The organism is Mycobacterium riyadhense (genome assembly GCF_963853645.1).
GTDB lineage: Bacteria > Actinomycetota > Actinomycetes > Mycobacteriales > Mycobacteriaceae > Mycobacterium > Mycobacterium riyadhense.
In genome coordinates this window covers 6058623-6075765 of record NZ_OY970456.1, presented here as the reverse complement: position 1 = coordinate 6075765, position 17143 = coordinate 6058623, and the positions used below count along the sequence as shown (strand labels likewise).

General features: G+C 65.5%; 20 protein-coding genes and 2 pseudogenes. 6 read left to right on the top strand and 16 right to left on the bottom strand.

Annotation, left to right across the window (positions count from 1 at the left end; all coding sequences use genetic code 11):
- Position 1: 1 nt before the first annotated feature.
- The 7 genes from AADZ78_RS26810 to AADZ78_RS26780 form a co-directional block, all read right to left on the bottom strand.
- Positions 2 to 526: a copper resistance protein CopC gene (locus AADZ78_RS26810; RefSeq protein WP_239656161.1), complete on the bottom strand. Its 525-nt coding sequence runs from the start codon at positions 524 to 526 to the stop codon at positions 2 to 4.
- A gap of 11 nt (positions 527 to 537) precedes the next feature.
- Positions 538 to 1194: a DUF6474 family protein gene (locus AADZ78_RS26805; RefSeq protein WP_085252485.1), complete on the bottom strand. Its 657-nt coding sequence runs from the start codon at positions 1192 to 1194 to the stop codon at positions 538 to 540.
- Between the two features lie 129 nt (positions 1195 to 1323).
- Positions 1324 to 1722 (bottom strand): transcriptional regulator, encoded by a 399-nt coding sequence (locus AADZ78_RS26800; RefSeq protein WP_085252527.1) that lies wholly within the window; start codon positions 1720 to 1722, stop codon positions 1324 to 1326.
- A 459-nt stretch (positions 1723 to 2181) separates the two neighbouring features.
- Positions 2182 to 2889, bottom strand: a complete 708-nt coding sequence (locus AADZ78_RS26795) for a TMEM165/GDT1 family protein (RefSeq protein WP_085252484.1) — start codon at positions 2887 to 2889, stop codon at positions 2182 to 2184.
- Positions 2890 to 3121: 232 nt separating this feature from the next.
- Complete coding sequence (locus AADZ78_RS26790) at positions 3122 to 3655, bottom strand: peptidase (protein ID WP_085252483.1); 534 nt, start codon at positions 3653 to 3655, stop codon at positions 3122 to 3124.
- A gap of 211 nt (positions 3656 to 3866) precedes the next feature.
- Positions 3867 to 4490 carry a superoxide dismutase gene (locus tag AADZ78_RS26785; protein WP_085252482.1) on the bottom strand — a complete coding sequence of 208 codons (624 nt, stop codon included), beginning with the start codon at positions 4488 to 4490 and terminating at the stop codon, positions 3867 to 3869.
- Between the two features lie 156 nt (positions 4491 to 4646).
- Positions 4647 to 4802, bottom strand: a complete 156-nt coding sequence (locus AADZ78_RS26780) for a hypothetical protein (protein ID WP_169726383.1) — start codon at positions 4800 to 4802, stop codon at positions 4647 to 4649.
- 682 nt (positions 4803 to 5484) lie between these two features.
- Here AADZ78_RS26780 and AADZ78_RS26775 point away from each other — a divergent pair.
- Entirely contained in the window at positions 5485 to 6522 is a 1038-nt protein-coding gene (locus AADZ78_RS26775; protein WP_085252481.1) for a DUF4328 domain-containing protein, read from the top strand.
- 5 nt (positions 6523 to 6527) lie between these two features.
- Positions 6528 to 7346, top strand: coding sequence for a glycerophosphodiester phosphodiesterase (locus AADZ78_RS26770; protein WP_085252526.1), 819 nt, complete (start codon positions 6528 to 6530; stop codon positions 7344 to 7346).
- A 17-nt stretch (positions 7347 to 7363) separates the two neighbouring features.
- Here AADZ78_RS26770 and AADZ78_RS26765 read toward each other — a convergent pair whose 3' ends face one another.
- The 3 genes and pseudogenes from AADZ78_RS26765 to AADZ78_RS26755 all read right to left on the bottom strand — a co-directional run bounded on the left by AADZ78_RS26765 (position 7364) and on the right by AADZ78_RS26755 (position 10041).
- The gene (locus AADZ78_RS26765) at positions 7364 to 7909 is read right to left on the bottom strand and encodes a ferritin (RefSeq protein ID WP_085252480.1); all 546 of its coding nucleotides are present in this window, start codon (positions 7907 to 7909) and stop codon (positions 7364 to 7366) included.
- Positions 7910 to 8087: 178 nt separating this feature from the next.
- Positions 8088 to 9033, bottom strand: a pseudogene (locus AADZ78_RS26760) (LCP family protein).
- A gap of 231 nt (positions 9034 to 9264) precedes the next feature.
- A complete protein-coding gene (locus AADZ78_RS26755) occupies positions 9265 to 10041 on the bottom strand; it encodes a DUF2470 domain-containing protein (protein WP_085252525.1) in 777 nt (258 codons plus the stop codon).
- A 117-nt stretch (positions 10042 to 10158) separates the two neighbouring features.
- Between AADZ78_RS26755 and pheA the strand changes: the two genes are divergently transcribed.
- Together pheA and AADZ78_RS26745 are read left to right on the top strand one after the other, a co-directional pair.
- Positions 10159 to 11115 carry a prephenate dehydratase gene (pheA, locus tag AADZ78_RS26750; protein WP_085252479.1) on the top strand — a complete coding sequence of 319 codons (957 nt, stop codon included), beginning with the start codon at positions 10159 to 10161 and terminating at the stop codon, positions 11113 to 11115.
- Entirely contained in the window at positions 11112 to 11801 is a 690-nt protein-coding gene (locus tag AADZ78_RS26745) for a histidine phosphatase family protein (RefSeq protein ID WP_085252478.1), read from the top strand. Before pheA ends, AADZ78_RS26745 begins: the two co-directional genes overlap by 4 nt.
- Here AADZ78_RS26745 and AADZ78_RS26740 read toward each other — a convergent pair.
- The 3 genes and pseudogenes from AADZ78_RS26740 to AADZ78_RS26730 all read right to left on the bottom strand — a co-directional run bounded on the left by AADZ78_RS26740 (position 11778) and on the right by AADZ78_RS26730 (position 13777).
- A complete protein-coding gene (locus AADZ78_RS26740; RefSeq protein WP_085252477.1) occupies positions 11778 to 11993 on the bottom strand; it encodes a hypothetical protein in 216 nt (71 codons plus the stop codon). The genes AADZ78_RS26745 and AADZ78_RS26740 overlap by 24 nt on opposite strands.
- Positions 11990 to 12411, bottom strand: a pseudogene (locus tag AADZ78_RS26735) (metallopeptidase family protein). Before AADZ78_RS26735 ends, AADZ78_RS26740 begins: the two are co-directional and overlap by 4 nt.
- A 4-nt stretch (positions 12412 to 12415) precedes the next feature.
- Positions 12416 to 13777, bottom strand: coding sequence for a septum formation family protein (locus tag AADZ78_RS26730; RefSeq protein WP_139828957.1), 1362 nt, complete (start codon positions 13775 to 13777; stop codon positions 12416 to 12418).
- Between the two features lie 108 nt (positions 13778 to 13885).
- On the opposite strand from AADZ78_RS26730, the gene serS reads away from it, so the two are divergent.
- A complete protein-coding gene (gene serS / locus AADZ78_RS26725; protein ID WP_085252524.1) occupies positions 13886 to 15145 on the top strand; it encodes a serine--tRNA ligase in 1260 nt (419 codons plus the stop codon).
- Here serS and AADZ78_RS26720 read toward each other — a convergent pair.
- On the bottom strand, positions 15084 to 15881 hold the full coding sequence (locus AADZ78_RS26720) for an AraC family transcriptional regulator (RefSeq protein ID WP_085252474.1): 798 nt from the start codon (positions 15879 to 15881) through the stop codon (positions 15084 to 15086). The two genes, serS and AADZ78_RS26720, sit on opposite strands and share 62 nt — an antisense overlap.
- A 54-nt stretch (positions 15882 to 15935) precedes the next feature.
- On the opposite strand from AADZ78_RS26720, the gene AADZ78_RS26715 reads away from it, so the two are divergent.
- Positions 15936 to 16511: a class I SAM-dependent methyltransferase gene (locus AADZ78_RS26715; RefSeq protein ID WP_085252473.1), complete on the top strand. Its 576-nt coding sequence runs from the start codon at positions 15936 to 15938 to the stop codon at positions 16509 to 16511.
- Positions 16512 to 16642: 131 nt separating this feature from the next.
- Here the strand turns inward: AADZ78_RS26715 and brnA are convergent, their stop codons facing one another.
- Together brnA and AADZ78_RS26705 are read right to left on the bottom strand one after the other, a co-directional pair.
- The gene (brnA, locus tag AADZ78_RS26710; protein ID WP_085252472.1) at positions 16643 to 16879 is read right to left on the bottom strand and encodes a type II toxin-antitoxin system BrnA family antitoxin; all 237 of its coding nucleotides are present in this window, start codon (positions 16877 to 16879) and stop codon (positions 16643 to 16645) included.
- Positions 16869 to 17132 (bottom strand): BrnT family toxin, encoded by a 264-nt coding sequence (locus AADZ78_RS26705; RefSeq protein WP_085252471.1) that lies wholly within the window; start codon positions 17130 to 17132, stop codon positions 16869 to 16871. The genes brnA and AADZ78_RS26705 overlap by 11 nt, the downstream gene beginning before the upstream one ends.
- Positions 17133 to 17143: the final 11 nt, after the last annotated feature.

Below are 17143 nucleotides of genomic sequence, written 5' to 3'. Positions count from 1 at the left end.
GCTACGGCCTCCGCCGGATAGCCCATAACGCACCCGCGCCGACCGCGACTATTGCGCCCACCGCGAACGGCCAGGCCGGGATGTCGGCGCCTTCGTCGTTGGCAGCGGCCGCGGGTCCGGGCGTCCCGGTGCCGGGCGCGGTCAGCCCATACCACGCCGACCCGGAGGCCTGCCCGTCCGCAGAGGTCAGGCGATAATTCACGGTATCGCGCCCGGCCGGTCCAAGCGGTCGCAGGCCGACTGTGACGACCGCGCCCCGTACGGACGGTGCGGCGGCAGACCAAATGTTGGCATCCGGCCCGACGGCCGTCATGGCCGCGAACGTCGGGTGGAGGCGCTCCTTGAAGGTGGATCTCTGGAAGGTGACGATCGACATACCATCGTGTACTGGCTTGTCGCAGCTGGCATGACCATGTGCGCTGGCTGTGGGAATGCCCACGACCGAGCCAAGATACAGCGCGGCGGCTAGGGCGATCGCGATCACGCTGCGTGAAATCCAGTGGAATGAGATGTCAGGCGGGGTCACCTTGTCACCAATCAAGTCAGCCCGAGGCGCGCCATCAGGTCGGCCTCAATACCGTCTAGTTGCGACGAGATCGCGGAGTGGGCGGCTCGGCGCCGCGGTGCCGGCATGTGTTCGGCGGCCGTAATAGCCGCCGACAGATCCGAGAGCCGTTCGCTCACCGCCGACACGAATTGCTTGGTCTCGGCGTCCTTGGGCTTGTTTTCCTGGACCGTCCGCAGCGATTGCTCAGACCCGGCGATGCGGGCCGACAGCCGAGCGCCGTGCCCGGAAAACTGACCGACTTGGGCCAACGGAATCCCGAGCTGATCAGCGCGCCGTTGGTCGATGAGCCCGCGTGCGGCGATGGCCGCCCGGTATATCACCGGCGTCAGGATGGGCGCGAGCAGCCTGGAAACGGTGAGCACTCGACGGATCCGCGTGGGCGACAGTAGCTTTCCTTCGCGCGCAGCCTTGAGTTCGGTCTCGGCGACCTTCAGCGCCGCCCGGTCACTGTCGCGCTGGGCCTTCAGCTGCGCCTTGAGCGCCTTGTTGGCGGCCCGCTGGGTGGCCTTGAAGTGGCGTGCCTCGTTCTTGGCAGATAGCTTGGCTTCGAGCTTGGCGCGGGCCTTGATCGCTCGGGCTTCGGCGCGGCGGGTCGCGCGGCTCTTTCGCTTGCGGAACAGGGCCATTCCCGGCCGCCTCCCGGTATCTCGTGGACTATCGCGTATGCGTGCGCGCGAGCGCTGGGCCAACCCTAATCGGAGCAGGCCGCCGGCGATCCGTCAGGTCGGGGTGGACGGATTAACTGGAGCGCGGGCTCAGGCGTCGAGCCGCTCCGCGCGGCGCAGCTCGTCGATCCGGTCCAAGACCTCCTGCTGCGCTTGGGAGGACAGGTCGTGGGCCCGCAGCGCGATGCGGCGCACGCCGTCCTCGCGGCTGGCGGCTAGCCACTGCAATTCCTTGTCGAGCTTCTCGTAGTACTCGTCGTCGGTGAAGTAGGCGGGCTTGATTCGGAAGAAGTTGGCGAGGGCGGCCATGGTCGCCGTCGATGGGTTCGTCCGGTTGCCGGAACGTAGCTGCGAAAGGTAGGGAGCCGACATCGTGATGCCCTCCGCCTTGAGCGCCGCGATGACCTCCGCGGAGGTGTGCGGCCCCCGTCCGGGTGGATACACCGTGTCAAACAGGCGGTTCAGGCGGGCAGCGAATGTCGTGCTCATCGATATGACCTCCACTGGGCTGTAGCGCAAACCCTTATCTATGTGTATTTGCTGATCATGGTAGCGACAGTTGTGTCCACAACCAAGTGCAAACCTGAGCGGATTAGCCACAACCGGGCTGAGCGGTCGGCGACACCCCCCCGATGAGCATCCAAATGATTCGGTCGGGTGTCCATAAAATGAACGTATTTCACAGGTTATCCGCAGAATACGTCGCAAGAAGGTGCGCGCCGGTGTACCGACTTCGTGCTCGGCGAAGCGATCGAGCGGGCTGAGCAAAGCGCGCATCCGCGACTTCGGGCAACCGGCAGAAGGCCGAAAATCGCGAACAGACTCCTTTGCTGTCGTCTCTGCTCAGCCCATGTTTGGGTGACGCGCAGCGGGTCGCAAGCTCGCCGCGACAAGCCGCGGAGCGGCCGTCGGCTGGGGCGGCGATAGTTGGGTGCCGTCGGGCGGAACTCAGACGATGTCCGGTGCTGTTCCGGTGACTGTCACCGCCCGCTGCCGCCGCCGACGAGTTTGCGCCACCCACACTGACACGGCGCCGGCTGCCGCGGCCAGCGCCATCGCGGCGATCGCGAAGACGGCCCCCGAACGCCACCCCAGCGCGTTGTCGAGCAGCATCCACAACCCGAACAACAGGAACAGCAGGCTGGCCAGGCCGTGCAGCAGCTGGTCGGGGAGCCGCTGATGCAGTAGCAGTCCTGCGCCGATGGCCAGGCCGTCGGCCAGCACCATTCCCAGGGTCGTGCCGATCCACACGCCGGCCCAGTTGTGATCGCTGGCCAACGTCACGGTCGCGAGCGTCGTCTTATCGCTCAGCTCGGCCAGCACGAACGACGACACCACCGTAAGCAGCGCGAATCGGGGTGCCCGAGGAGCAGATCCGTTGTGGTCGCCGGACGCGCCTTCCCGCCAGGTCCATGCGGCAAAAATTAGGAAGGCGATCGCCGATGCAAAGGCCATCGGGCGCGCTGGCAGTGCAGCGCCGAGAAAATGGCCGATCGTCACTGAGACGCCGTGCACGGTGGTTGACGCGATCGCCACCCCGGTCAGCACCACCCACCAGCGGTAGCGCAGCGCATAGGTCATGGTGATGAGCTGAGACCGGTCGCCGAGTTCGGCAAGGAAAACCACCCCGAGACTTAACAGTGTGGCGGTGAGCATGGCAGGCGACCTTTCGACAGGTGGCCAGTGACCATACGGTCACTGGACATCGGTCGAAGGTCTCACCCACCGTCCGATCGGAGCGGTTCGCCGGCCGGGCTTTCACCAGTATGTCGACACGACGATTTGGGGCTACTCCCCTTCGCTAACGACCCAAGGTTAGCGGGCGAGTTTGATGTGCGCCAGGATCCCGGCGAAGTTCGGGTACCCGTATTTATTGGTTTGAATTTCCTTATGCCGCAAGCAGCATCGCAAGAATTGCGGTGTCGGGATGGCTGATCGGGTCGACACCGACGCGGCTCACCATCGACGTGATGGTGCCGTCAGCTTCTGCTTCGACCCAGGCTGCCCGGTGCTCCAATCCCAGATACGGGAGTCCCGGCAGCAGCACACAGCCTGAGGCTGCCCCCGTGCACTCCGGCAAGGACGGCGTCGTCTCCGACGGCGGATGCAGCATAAGCAACGCGGGAGGCTGGTGATCAGCGAAATACCCTGGCTGGATTGCTGATTCGCCGAAAACCGTGCCCTCGGCCAGTACCAGGCCGACGGTGCCCGGCTCGGGTTCGTCGGGCAACTCCTCGCGCGCACCGAACACGGTTGTGGTGGAAAGCAGTCCGGGCAACGACGCCACCCGAACCGCGACCATCAATAGCTGAGCCCACTCTTTCGTCGAATCCGGCCAACGCCCCGAAATCACAAACCCCTTAAGGGCACCACGAGAATGAAAAGGCGCGACCCCTATAGGCCGATTTGACCCAGCACCCATCTCGCCCTCCGCGACGCCTCCGTCCGAATAACCACGCTCGCAGCTGTAAATAAATCGTAGCTCGAATAATCAAGCATGCGCGGTGTTTTGGCGCCTTGCAACTTGGCGTGGCTATCTCATCGCGAGGTTCACAAAGACGAAATATTAAGCCCTGGCGAAAGACATGGGCGCCGCGCGATCCGCGCGACGCCCACGCCCTCAGGTAATGGACTCAGCCGAAAATCAGCCCCGGGGTTTTCGAGGTCGCGGCCTCGTAGCGGGATTGCACGTCCGGCCAGTTGACAACATTCCAGAACGCTTTTGCGAAATCGACCTTGACGTTCTTGTACTGCAGGTAGAAGGCGTGTTCCCACATGTCGAGCAGCAGCAGTGGAACGATGCCGAGCGGGAAGTTGGACTGGTGGTCGTACACCTGGAAGATCAGCAGCTTGTTGCTGAGTGTGTCCCATCCGAGTGCCGCCCAACCCGACCCCTGCACGGTGGTGGCGGCCGCGTGGAACTGCGCACGAAACTTGTCGAACGACCCGAACGCGTCGTCAATGGCCGCGGCGAGCTCACCCGTGGGCTTATCACCGCCACTAGGAGACAGGTTCTTCCACCAGATGGTGTGGTTGACATGGCCGCTGAGGTTGAAAGCGAGGTTCTTTTCGTTCAGCAAGATCGCGGAATGGTCGTCCTTGGCTCGTGCTTCTTCGAGTTTGGCGACCGCGTCATTGGCGCCCTTGACGTAGGTGGCGTGGTGCTTGCTGTGGTGAAGCTCGTTGATCTGACCCGAGATGTGCGGTTCCAGCGCTCCGTAGTCCCAGTCCAAGTCCGGCAATGTGTATTCGGCCACGGCATTCCTTTCTTCGATGAAGAGTGATCGTCTGACGCGTCTTTCGCGTGGGTCTCCCCATGCGACGGGCTGGCGTCTTCAACCCTGCTCCATGACCGCGCGCGCCGCAAGGACGGCCGCCATGGGTTACAGGCTGCGAATACCCCGTTTGGGGGTTCAAGACAAAGCGATAACGGCCAGAACTGCGAGCAAAGCCAAGGCCACCAGGCCGGCGCGCAACGCTGCAACGACATAGGCGTGGTTCCAGGCCGGCGAGCCGGAATACGAATCCGACGATGTCGTCGTACCCGGACCAAACGAATGTGTGGCCATCACACGCCTTTCACCTGCACATTCACCTCGTAGTGAGGTGGGTCACAACGGAGTCTCGCGTCGCAGATCATAACGCCTGGTGCATTGCTAGGGAAACTGGCCGAATCGGGTCAACTCAGCTTCGCTGCGACCGCGAACCGGCGCGCCGCGGTAGGTGCTTAGCGCGGCAATCCATTTCGCTCCGGCGCCCGCAAGGCCTGTCGATTGGATCTTCTCCGCAGCACCGCTTTATCCACAGTTCCCCGCCAACCGCGCCGATAGGCGGGGTGTCAACGATGTGTAGTCGACCCCGCTACTTGTGGATAAAGCTGTGGAAACTGTGGATAGTCGATTATTCGCTGTATCAGCGTCCCGGCGCGCGCGGTGGGGCCCACGGGGTGGGATTGGCCCGCTCCGATTTGGCTCGTAGAGCTCACCTCGGAGCGACAGAAATCTGGCCCCGCTCCTCAGACCGCCACGTGGCCGTGGCGCTCATCGTCGCGAGGCTCGGTTGGATGGCCCCCGCTCCTCAGACCGCCACGTGGCCGTGGCGCTCATCGTCGCGAGGCTCGGTTGGATGGCCCCGCTCCTCAGACCGCCACGTGGCCGTGGCGCTCATCGTCGCGAGGCTCGGTTGGATGGCCTCGCTCCTCAGACCGCCACGTGGCCGTGGCGCTCATCGTCGCGAGGCTAGGCTGGTGCGGTGATCCAGGTGTGCTCCCAGTGCGGCACTCGGTGGAACGTCCGCGACCGGCAGCGACAGTGGTGCCCTCGTTGTCGTGGCGCCCTGATGGCGCCCTTGGCGGACGCGCCATCGGCCGACCCGCGCTGGCCTACACCTGGCGCCCCGCAGCTGCCGATGGCTCCGGCCGTGCGGCCGACAGCACCGCGGCTCCCACCGGGTTTCCGCTGGATAGCGGTGCGTCCCGGCGCCGCACCCCCCCGGCGGCCCGGGCGACGGTTCCGCGGCCCCACACCCCGCTATGCGGTGATACCGCGGTGGGGGCTGGCCGACCGTGTCGACCAGGTTGTCCCCGCAGCGGTGCAGCCGCCGAAGGCGGGTCCAACGGCGGCAACGGTGCGGACCGCACTGTTCCTGACGCTTCTGGCGCTCTGCATCGCGGCGCTGGTGTTTGTGGTGCGCTATGTACTGCTGATCATCAACCGCAACACATTGCTGAACTCCCTGGTGGCCGCCGCGTCGGTCTGGCTGGGGTATCTGGTCAGTCTGGCGGTGATCGCGGCGGTGGGCACCACTGCTGTGCTCTTGATCTTGTGGCTGATCGCCCGGCGGGCCGCGGCGTTCGCGCATGCGGGCCTGCCTGAGCCGCGATCCGTCCGCGCGTTGTGGCTCGGCTGCCTGATCCCCCTGGTCAATCTGTTCTGGGCGCCGGTGTACGTGACCGAGCTGGCACGCATCGAGGATCACTACGCACGACTGCAAAGACCGATCGTCATTTGGTGGATCGTGTGGGTTTTCAGCAATGCGATATCCATCTTCGCCATCGCTACCAGCTGGGTCTCCGATGCCCAGGGCATTGCCAACAACACCGTCATGATGGTGGTTGCGTACCTATGCGCGGCAGCCACAGTGGCCGCTATGGCGCGGGTCTTCGAGGGCTTCGAACTCAAACCGGTCGAACGGCCTGCGCATCGCTGGCTCGTGGTACCTGACGGCCAGCGTCAAGCGTCCCGATCCACCGCGCCGGTTGAGTTGGATGGGCAGGAACCGGCAGCATAGTGAGCATGCCGTGGGCCGACGAGGTGCTCGCCGGGCACCCCTTCGTGGTTGCCCATCGCGGCGCGTCCGCCGCGCGGCCGGAACACACGCTGGCCGCTTACGACCTAGCCCTCAAAGAGGGCGCCGACGGTGTGGAATGTGACGTGCGGCTGACCCGTGACGGCCATCTGGTGTGTGTTCATGATCGCCGGCTCGACCGGACCTCGACCGGAGCCGGTTTGGTCAGCACGATGACGCTCGCCGAGCTGCGCGAATTGGAGTACGGCGCGTGGCACGACAGCTGGCGTCCCGACGGTACGCACGGTGACACCAGCCTGCTGACCCTGGACGCGCTAGTGGCGCTGGTCCTGGACTGGCACCGGCCGGTAAAGATCTTCATCGAGACCAAGCACCCCGTCCGGTACGGCTCGCTGGTGGAAAGCAAACTGCTGGCACTGCTGCACCGCTTCGGCATCGCCGCGCCCGCCTCCGCCGACCTATCCCGTGCGGTGGTGATGTCCTTTTCGGCGGCCGCGGTCTGGCGAATCCGGCGAGCAGCGCCGCTGCTGCCGACCGTGCTGCTGGGCAAGACCGCCCGCTACCTGGCCAGCAGCGCGGCCACCGCCGTCGGGGCCACCGCGGTGGGGCCATGGCTGCCGGCGTTGAAGGAATATCCGCAGCTCGTCGACCGCTCCGCCGCCCAGGGTCGGGCGGTGTACTGCTGGAACGTCGACGAGTACGAAGACATCGATTTTTGTCGCGACGTCGGCGTGGCATGGATTGCCACTCACCACCCCGGCCGCACCAAGGCCTGGTTGGAAAACGGACGCGAGAGCAGCGGTTAGTCCATTCGCCGGGGAGCTCAGAGGCGGCCACCGGCAGCGGGCGGGGCGCCCGATCCGGCCGGCGCCTTATCCACCTCGCGCGCAACGAAATTTTCGAGTTCGAACAGGTTGGCCCCTGCCCGATCCGCCACCCGCACCAGGGTGGACATCAGCGCCACCTCTTCGACCTGCTCCTGCAGGAACCACTGCATGAACTGCTCGCCAAGGAAGTCGCCCTCGTCGCGAGCCACGGCCGTCAGGCGGCTGACCTGGTCGGTGACTGCGCGTTCCTGATCCAGGGCCAGCGCGAGCGCCTCGCGTGGTCTGTCGAACTGGTTGTGCACCGCGTCCACTCGGGGGATCTCGACGCGAAGGTCGCGGTCGAGGAGATGCTGCACCAGCATCATCGCGTGATTTCGTTCCTCCACCGCCTGGCTGTAAAAGTGCTTGGCCAACCGTGGCAAGTCCTCGCTGTCGAAATAAACCGCGATTGCAACATATTGTTGGGCGGCGGTGAATTCGTTGAAAATCTGTTCCTGCATTAAGGCGTGAAATTTTGTCTTAGGGCCGTCGTATTCAGTCATGAAAATCAGGTTAGCGCAGGTAGAAGTGTATCAGCAACGAAGGTATTACTTAGTCAGGAAAGGATTTCCTAAGTACCTACACAACGAAAATAGCTTTATTGCTCAGGGCAGGATTGCCTTAGTAAAGTAAGGCTATGTTGTAATGCTGAACCGTTCGCAAGCGCTCAATTATCGGAGTTTATGGCTGGCCATCCAGCGCGGCCGCTGGTACCGATGCGTCGGAGTTCAGCGCGTCGAACAACTCGCCGGCGGCGTCGTGGTTCCAGAGCACCACCGCCCCGCCGTCGCCGTCGGTGAACTCACCGATCGGAACCGTCATCGGGACGGTACGTCCGTGCAGGGCCCAGCCGAGGCGGGCCAGATCCCACACATGATCGCCCTGATCAACGGTTAAGGCGCCGGCCGCCGCTCGCGGAACCTCATACCAGCGCCACGGATTGAGCCACACCCCCGGGCTAGTGGCGCGCCGCAGCAGCGCCGACATGACCTGCCGCTGATTGATCATCCGGTCCAGGTCGGCCCGCGGTGTGGCTCGAGTCCTGACGAAACCCAGTGCGGCCCCGGCCGTCCAGCTGCTGGCAGCCGGTCGGCAGATCAATGCCGGCCAGCGGATCGCTGATCGGGTTGGCCGGGCAGGCGGTGACCCCGCCAAGCGCGTCGACAAACCCGGCGAATCCACTGAAACCGACCTCGGCGTAATGGTCCAAACGCAGGCCGGTGGCCTGCTCGACGGTCTGTGCCAGCAATGGCGCACCGCCCATCGCGAACGCGGCGTTGATCTTGTCTCGGCCGTGGCCGGGGATCGGTACGTACGAATCGCGTGGTATCGACACCACCGTCGCTGGGGTGCTGGATCCGAAACTGGGCAGGTGCACCAGCAGGATCGTGTCGGTGCGCCCGGTGCCGACGTCGCCGCCGGTGGCCAGCTCCTGCTGTTGCTCAACGCTGAGCCCCTGGCGACTGTCCGAACCGACCAGCAGCCAGTTCATGCCGCGGCCCGAGCCGGGTCGATCGGGGTAGTCGGTGAGTATCGGCCGGCGTTGTAGCGCGGTGTCGAGCCAGAGCGCTTCGCCGAGGATGCCGGCGGTGGCCAACAGCACAACGATCAGCAGACCCAGCGCGATCACCTGGCCCCGGCGGGGCTTACGGCGTGTCTTCGGCGCGACCGGGCGTGGTGGGGGCACGGCCGGTCGACGCGGCGGCGGGGGCGCGGCGGGTCGAAGCGGCGGTATGTGCGACACACCAGCGGTTGCGCGGCGAATTACCTGTGAGGGTTCGGGTCGATCGCCGTTCACCTGGACAACGTACGTGTCCGACCCGTCTTGGTGCAGCCAGCCGAGATGGCGGGCCGTCAGTTACTGCCGGGCACGCAGTCCATTGACGAACGGGCAACCCATCAGTACCCGGATGGCCTGGCTGAGTCCATTCATGTCATCGACCGGCTTGTGGAATGGCAGCCGGATGTCGCGGTCGCCCTCGTTGCCTTCGACCCGAAACCGCACGCCGTATCGGTCTAGCCCAAGGGGGCGTACCTGTCCGCGTCGCAGCGGTGCCGGCAGCCTCGATACCAGTCGCGCTACTACGTCGTCATGCGCGGTTGCCAGGTGCCATAGCAGCGTCGATTCGATCTCGCAAAACGGGTCGGGCCGAGCGGCCAGCAGCTCGTGGACGCTGACGGGTTCGGCGCCGGTAGCGTCGGTGACCACCACGGATGCGATCTCAAGCCGCAGCAGCGTGTACCGGGCATCGTCCCCGTCGGACGGTCCGGATTCCGGTGTCTCGACTTGCAGCAGCGCCGGAGTCGGATTCTCGGTCGCGATCAGGTCGAGCAGCTTCGTCACGGCCCCAGGTGGCACTCGGTGGAGTCGGCCACGGACCCAAACCAGGGAACGGACCGGTTCACGCACCGGCAGCGGCGCGTAGTCGGTCAGCTCCAGCAATGCCTGAGATCCGCAAACCGCGCCGGTGCCGCGGGCGACCGGGACCGCCACGGCGAAGGATCCGTCGTAAAGCAAGTGGTGTATCGGTGTGGCCACCGGATCTTCGCCCTCGACCGCCAGGAGGGCGCCGCCGGCCCTTACGCAGGCGCTGCGGATCCGTTCGGCAGTCGTCGGCGTGGGCATGGTAGGCATGGTGACCGGTAGCACAGGTACCTCCTCCGCTCCTGAGATTAGGTAAGCCTAAGTTAACTTAGATGGCGGGGCGTCGCAAGGGTCGCCCGTCGGTGTCGCGCCGTTAGGGTTGAGGGCGTGGCCCGCATCGCTTACCTCGGTCCGGAAGGAACCTTCACAGAGGCAGCGCTGCTCGATATGACGGCCGCGGGACTCGTCCCCGACCATGATCCGTACACACTTGAGCGTCTACCGGTCGAGAGCACGCCCGCCGCGCTCGATGCTGTGCGTGACGGGGTCGCGGACTATGCGTGTGTGCCGATCGAGAATTCGATCGACGGGTCGCTGGCGCCCACTTTGGACAGTCTGGCCATGGGTGCGCCCCTGCAGGTCTTCGCCGAGACGACATTGGACGTGTCGTTCAACATTGTTGTCCGGCCGGGCCGCAGCGCCGCCGATGTACATACGCTGGCGGCGTTTCCAGTGGCGGCGGCGCAGGTGCGGCAGTGGCTGACGGACCATTTGCCCGGCGCCGAACTACAGCCGGCCTATTCCAACGCTGACGCCGCCCGTCAGGTGGCCGACCGCCAGGTCGACGCCGCGGTGACGTCACCGCTGGCCGCCGCACATTGGAAGCTGGCCACGTTGGCCGACGGTGTTGTCGACGAGGCCAATGCACGCACGCGCTTCGTCCTGATCGGCCCACCGGCGCCACCTCCGGCGCGCACCGGAGTAGACCGCACGTCGGCGATATTGCGGATCGACAACGTGCCAGGCGCGTTGTTGCAAGCGCTCACTGAATTCGGTATGCGCGGCATCGACCTCACCCGCATCGAATCCCGGCCTACCCGTACTGAATTGGGCACGTACATGTTCTTCGTGGACTGCCTCGGCCACATCGATGATCACGCCGTCGCCGAAGCGCTCAAGGCGCTGCATCGTCGTTGTGTCGATGTGCGATATCTGGGCTCCTGGCCAGCCGGGCTGGCTGACGGCCCAAGGGCGTCGGTGCCGCCGCCACCCGACGAGGCAGTCAGCTGGCTGGAGCGGCTGCGAGCAGGCAAACCCGAGCAAGCGCAGGAGTCAGGGACATGAGCGGTCGTTTGGTGCTGGTGCGGCACGGCCAGTCCTACGGCAACGTCGAGAGACGGCTGGACACGCTGCCGCCGGGAACCTCATTGACGCCGTTGGGCCGCGATCAGGCCCGGGCTTTCGCGCACGGCGGTGGCAGCCGGCCGGCCCTGCTGGCGCATTCGGTGGCGCTGCGGGCGTCGGAAACGGCCGCGGTCATTTCCGCGGAACTCGCTTTGCCGGCTTACGAGGTTGCCGGCATTCATGAGGTGCAGGTGGGCGAGCTGGAGAACCGCAACGACGACGAGGCGGTCGCCGAATTCAACGCCATCTACGAGCGATGGCATCGCGGCGAGCTGAACGTGCCACTGCCTGGCGGTGAGACCGCCAACGACGTTTTGGATCGCTATGTGCCAGTACTTACCGATCTACGGATGCGATACCTCGACGACGATCGCTGGACCGGCGACATTGTGGTCGTCAGCCATGGCGCCGCGATCCGGCTTGCGTCCGCGGTGCTGGCCGGAGTGGATGGCACCTTTGTCCTCGACAACCACCTGAACAACGCCGAGGCGGTGGTGCTCACCCCGATCACCGATGGGCGCTGGAGTTGTCTACGTTGGGGAACCCAGACGCCGCCCTTTTATCCCGAACCCGACGTTAGTCCGGTAACGGACACCGTCGCGTCAAGCACCGATCCGATGGGCTGATCCGTCGACCATTGGGACGATGTCAGCGCATCTGCAGCCAACGACGTCGCAGTCGATGACGAAACTGTGCGCCACTAACTCGGGGCTGGTGCACTCCGCTTCGGTGCATTCCGGCCTACCAACGGAGTGGCGAATGATGGTGCCGTGGCAGTGATCCAGGCCTGCCCGGCAGTCGCGGCAGCCTATGCTCATAGGCCGTTCATAGCATCAGCGGCTGACAAAATCCGGGATGCCGCGCCCAGCGCGAGCCACGAGATGATCAGGCCCAGCCCAGCTCGTCCAGCCTGTCGTCGTCGATGCCGAAGTGATGGGCGATTTCATGGACCACCGTGATCGCCACCTGATCGACGACCTCGTCGTCGGAATCGCAGACGTCCAGCAAGGCATCCCGAAAGATCGTGATGGCATCCGGCAACGACCCGGCATAGTCGGAGTCGCGCTCGGTCAACGCCACCCCTTCATACAGCCCAAGCAAATCCTTGTCCTGGGGGTGCCGGTCGGCGACGAGCACGACGACGTTGTCCATGGCGGCTGCCAGCTTGGGCGGAATCAGGTCGAGGGCGTCAGCGACAAGCTCATCGAACCGCCGCGGGTCCATCCGCACGGCCATCGGGTTAGCCCGCAGGCGCTGGCTCGGCGGGTGCGGGTGCCGGGGCTTCGGGCGGCGGGGCCGGCGGTGGCGGTCCGCCGTCCCCTGCGGGTGGCTGGTTCTCCGGCGGTGCCTGGGTGGCCGGCGGCGGCGCTTGGGTAGCCGGCGACGCCGGGGCCCGCGAGGGCGTTACCACCGGCTGCTGGTTGGGCAGATGCTGATTGCCTGGCGGTGTGGTCGGAACCTGCTGTGCCGGGACGGGCACAGAGGTCGGCAGTTGTAGCGGAATCGGCGGCAAGGTGAGCCGCTCCTCGGGAATGTCGGGCGGCGGTACCGGCGGCTGACCATTGATCAGCAGCGCACCCTTGGCGCTGCCCACCAGCGTGGCCCAGCCGCCGTTGCCCAACGTTGCTCCGATGCTGCAGGCAACCTCACGGCTACCCGCCGACCAGCTGGGCAGCGACACCGTGGGGTAAATCAGCGTCAGCGTGGTGGTGCGCAATTTGGTGGGCACGAGGTAAGCGTCGGTCATGCGGGTGCACGCGTCCTTGATGAAACCGTCCTGTTCGGGTTCGGCCGGCAGGGCATCGGGGAACTTTTCGCCCAGGTTGACCGTGCCGGTGACCTCCATCGCGTGCGGTGCGGCGCAGTCGACGGGAACGTCGACAGGCTGGTTGGTGGTCGAATCGATGCCCAAGCAGGTCCCGGCGGGCCAGACCTTGGATTGGTCGATGTCAGCGACCTTGCCCTTGAAGGCGATCTGCTGGTTGTTCGGACCGGGTAACTGCAGACCACATAGCATGCGGCGCTCGCCTGCCTGCCGCCACGCGCGGTCCCCGGACCACAACATGCTGATGGTGAACTTGCTGTTGGGATCGAACTTGGGGCCGAGGTAGCGGCGCACGGCGGGCTCGCACTGCTCCTGGCTCATCTGCTGAATGCGGGCGGGTGACGGCGGATCGGCGTTGGGCCCGTACTCCGTCCCGGGGAACGTCCGCATATCGATGGACTCGGCGACTTCGAACCGGTGCTCGTCGGCGCAGCTGACAATGCTCGCAGACTCTAGCGTGCCATCCGGCCACATCAGGCAGCTACCACTGCTGGCCCGGTTGAACGCGGCGTTGCTCTTGGCGCCGGTGCTGGGCACCGGATTGCTGTCGATGTAACCGGCCAGCCGCCCCGCCCCGGTGCCGACGGTGGGAATCGCGGTGACCAGCCCCGCGATCAGCAGGCCGCCCAGGGCGGTGAGCAACAGCCCTCGCCTGGTGGCTGATGCCTGGAGGGCGCGTGGCCACCGGAGCTTGCCCACCGGCGGCTCCGCAGCGCCGTCTTGGGCGGCGGTCGGCGGATCGGCCGTGGGAACTTCCTGCTCGAGCGCATCCAACATCGGCTCCATTCTGACAGGCGGCCTCCAGCGGCGTTACAAAAGTTGCAGATGTGAGACCCGGTGCGGGTGCTGTGCTATGACGGCGCCGTCAAAAGTAGTCTTGCGGCCGTGATCGACCTGAAGCTGCTCCGGGAAGACCCCGACGTCGTACGCCGGTCCCAACTCAGCCGCGGCGAAGACCCAGCGCTGGTGGACGCGCTGCTGGCGGCCGACGGCGCCCGAAGGGCCGCGATATCGTCCGCCGATTCGCTGCGCGCTGAACAAAAAGCCGCCAGCAAGAGTGTGGGTGCGGCGTCGGCCGCGGAGCGCCCGGCGCTGCTGCGGCGCGCCAAGGAACTCGCCGAGCAGGTCAAAGCCGCCGAAGCGGGCCAGGCCGACGCCGAGACGACGTTCACCGCGGCGCATATGGCGATCTCCAACGTCATTCTCGACGGCGTCCCGGCCGGCGGTGAGGACGACTACCGCGTCCTCGATATCGTCGGCGAACCCGCTGCGCTGGCGGACCCCAAAGACCACCTCGAGCTTGGCGAATCGTTGGGGCTCATCGACATGCAGCGCGGCGCCAAGGTGTCGGGCTCGCGCTTCTATTTCCTGACCGGCCGGGGCGCGCTGCTACAGCTCGGACTGTTGCAGCTGGCCCTGCGGGCGGCCGTCGACAACGGCTTCACCCCGATGATCCCGCCGGTGTTGGTGCGCCCGGAGGTGATGGCGGGCACGGGATTTCTGGGCGCCCATGCCGACGAGGTGTACCGCGTCGAGGCCGACGACCTCTACCTGGTGGGTACCTCCGAGGTGCCGTTGGCCGGCTATCACTGGAACGAGATCTTGGACCTGTCCGACGGGCCGTTGCGCTACGTGGGCTGGTCTTCGTGTTTTCGTCGCGAGGCCGGCAGCTACGGTAAGGACACCCGCGGCATCATTCGGGTGCACCAGTTCGACAAGGTGGAGGGCTTCGTCTATTGCGAGCCCGCCCAGGCCGCGGCCGAACACGAACGGTTGCTGGGCTGGCAACGCGAGATGTTGGCGCGCATCGAGGTGCCGTATCGGGTTATCGACGTGGCCGCGGGGGACCTCGGCTCGTCGGCCGCCCGCAAGTTCGATTGCGAGGCCTGGGTTCCGACGCAGGGCGCCTACCGAGAGCTGACGTCGACGTCGAACTGCACGACCTTTCAGGCGCGCCGGCTGGCGACGCGTTACCGGGACGCCAGCGGCAAGCCGCAGATCGCGGCCACGCTCAACGGAACGCTGGGTACCACCCGGTGGCTGGTTGCGATCCTGGAGAACCACCAACAGCCCGACGGCAGCGTCAGGGTCCCGAAGGCGCTGGTTCCGTTCGTTGGCGTCGAGGTGCTTGAGCCGACCGGTTGAGCGCGCTGCGACCCGGGGTGTGTCCGAAGGCGCGCCGGTAGGTGTCGATGAACGCGCTTGGGGTAGCCCAACCGCATTCCAGCGCCACGGAGGTGACGTCGCTCTGGCCGGCGAGCAGCACGAGCGCATGTTGCAGGCGCAGTTGGGTGCGCCATCGCGGGAAAGTCATGCCCAGCTCCGCGCTGAAGAGTCTGCTGAGGGTGCGCTGGCTGACGCCGGTCTGGTCGCTGATCTGCCGCAACGTCAACGGCTCGCGCAGGTTGTCGGCGATCAACGCGCAGGCTCGCCGCAACCGGCCATCGACTGGAGTGGGAATCCACAGTGGCTCCCGGATGCTCGTTGCTTGCAGTTGATCGTGCAGCACGGCCAGCATCCGGTGGTGCTCGTCGGTGTCGGTCTCGGTCGACTGCGAGCACGCGATGATGAGTTCGCGCATCAGTGGAGTGACCGCAAGGACGGCCGGCGCCGCCGGCCCTGCCCGGTAGCGCTGCGGATCCAGTGCCACACCGTGAAATTGAGTGTGACCGTGGAACTTGTGTTCGTGCCAATAGCCCGCCGGTATCCAGATCGCGCGGTTGGCCGGCGTGATCCAGGTTCCCGCGGGGGTGGTTACCGAGACCGCACCGGCGGAGGGGTAGACGATCTGGTGCAGCGGGTGGCGGTGCCGTTCGATCCGCGCGCCCGGCGTCAACGTCAGCGACGTCGTGGCGAGCCTCGGGTGGCTGATTTCCGACATATCACGGCAGAATATCGGAAGCCTGCCGCGGCGGTGGTGGCTTAGGTTTTGCGTATGGCTATGAATCTTCTCCACCGACGCCGTTGCAGCTCGGCAGGCTGGGCCACGATGGTGGCCGACCAGCTGCTGCCGTGGGCGTTGCAGCACGTCGAATTGGGTTCTCGGACATTGGAAATCGGCCCTGGCTACGGTGCGACGCTGCGGGCGCTGCTGGACCGGACCGCGTCGCTCACCGCCGTTGAGGTCGACAGCACGATGGCCGAGCGCTTGAATCGCCGCTACGGTGAACGAGCACACATTATCCACGGTGACGGCACCAACACCGGGCTGCCCGATGGCCACTTCACGTCAGTGGTGTGCTTCACGATGCTGCACCATGTGCCCAGCGGCCAGCTGCAAGACCAGCTGTTCGCCGAGGCCTTCAGAGTGCTGCAACCCGGGGGCACCTTCGCCGGCAGCGACGGCGTACCGTCACTGCCGTTTCGCCTGATACACATCGCCGACACCTACAACCCGATCGCCCCCGAGGATCTGCCCTGCCGGCTTCGAACCGTGGGATTCACCGACATCCAGATCGACGTCGCACGCGGTCGACAGCGCTGGCGGGCCACCAAACCGGTTGCTGCTTAAGCGTTTACCGGTATCGTCCAACTGTGGCAACGAAGGCCGAATGCCAGGCTGCAAGGAAGGCCGTGGCCGGCTATCACGACAGCCGGACTGAACCCCGGGCCGCCGCCCGCGCCGATTACGTTGATATTCGGTCAGGCTGCGGTGTGGTTGCCGCGGTCGAGCTTTTCGGCGATCCAGATCTTGATGAGTGACTGACGGGTGACTCCGAGCCGGGTGGCTTCGCGGTCGAGTTCGACGACCATCCAAGCCGGGAAGTCGACGTTTACGCGCCGATGTTCCTCGCCGGGGCGCCGCGCCCGTGCCGTATCCAGAGCGGTGGCCATGTCCTCGCCGGCATCGAACCGCTCATCGAACTCTTTAGCCTTCATAAAGCGCCACCTCGCCTTCACGTGAGCGACGTACCGAGATGATCCGCACGTGTTCGTCGCGGTAGGTTACTATTGCCGACCAACATCGGCCGTCAAGCTGACCTATCACCATCCACCTCGACTCGTCCGTTGTGCGTGCCGGAACTTCAATGCGGTGCGTATCCCGCCAAATGGACTGCGCCGCAATGAAGTCGATGCCGTGCTTGACCAAGTTTGCCGCGCTCTTGACGGGATCAAACTCAAACTCAAGCATGTATAGAAATC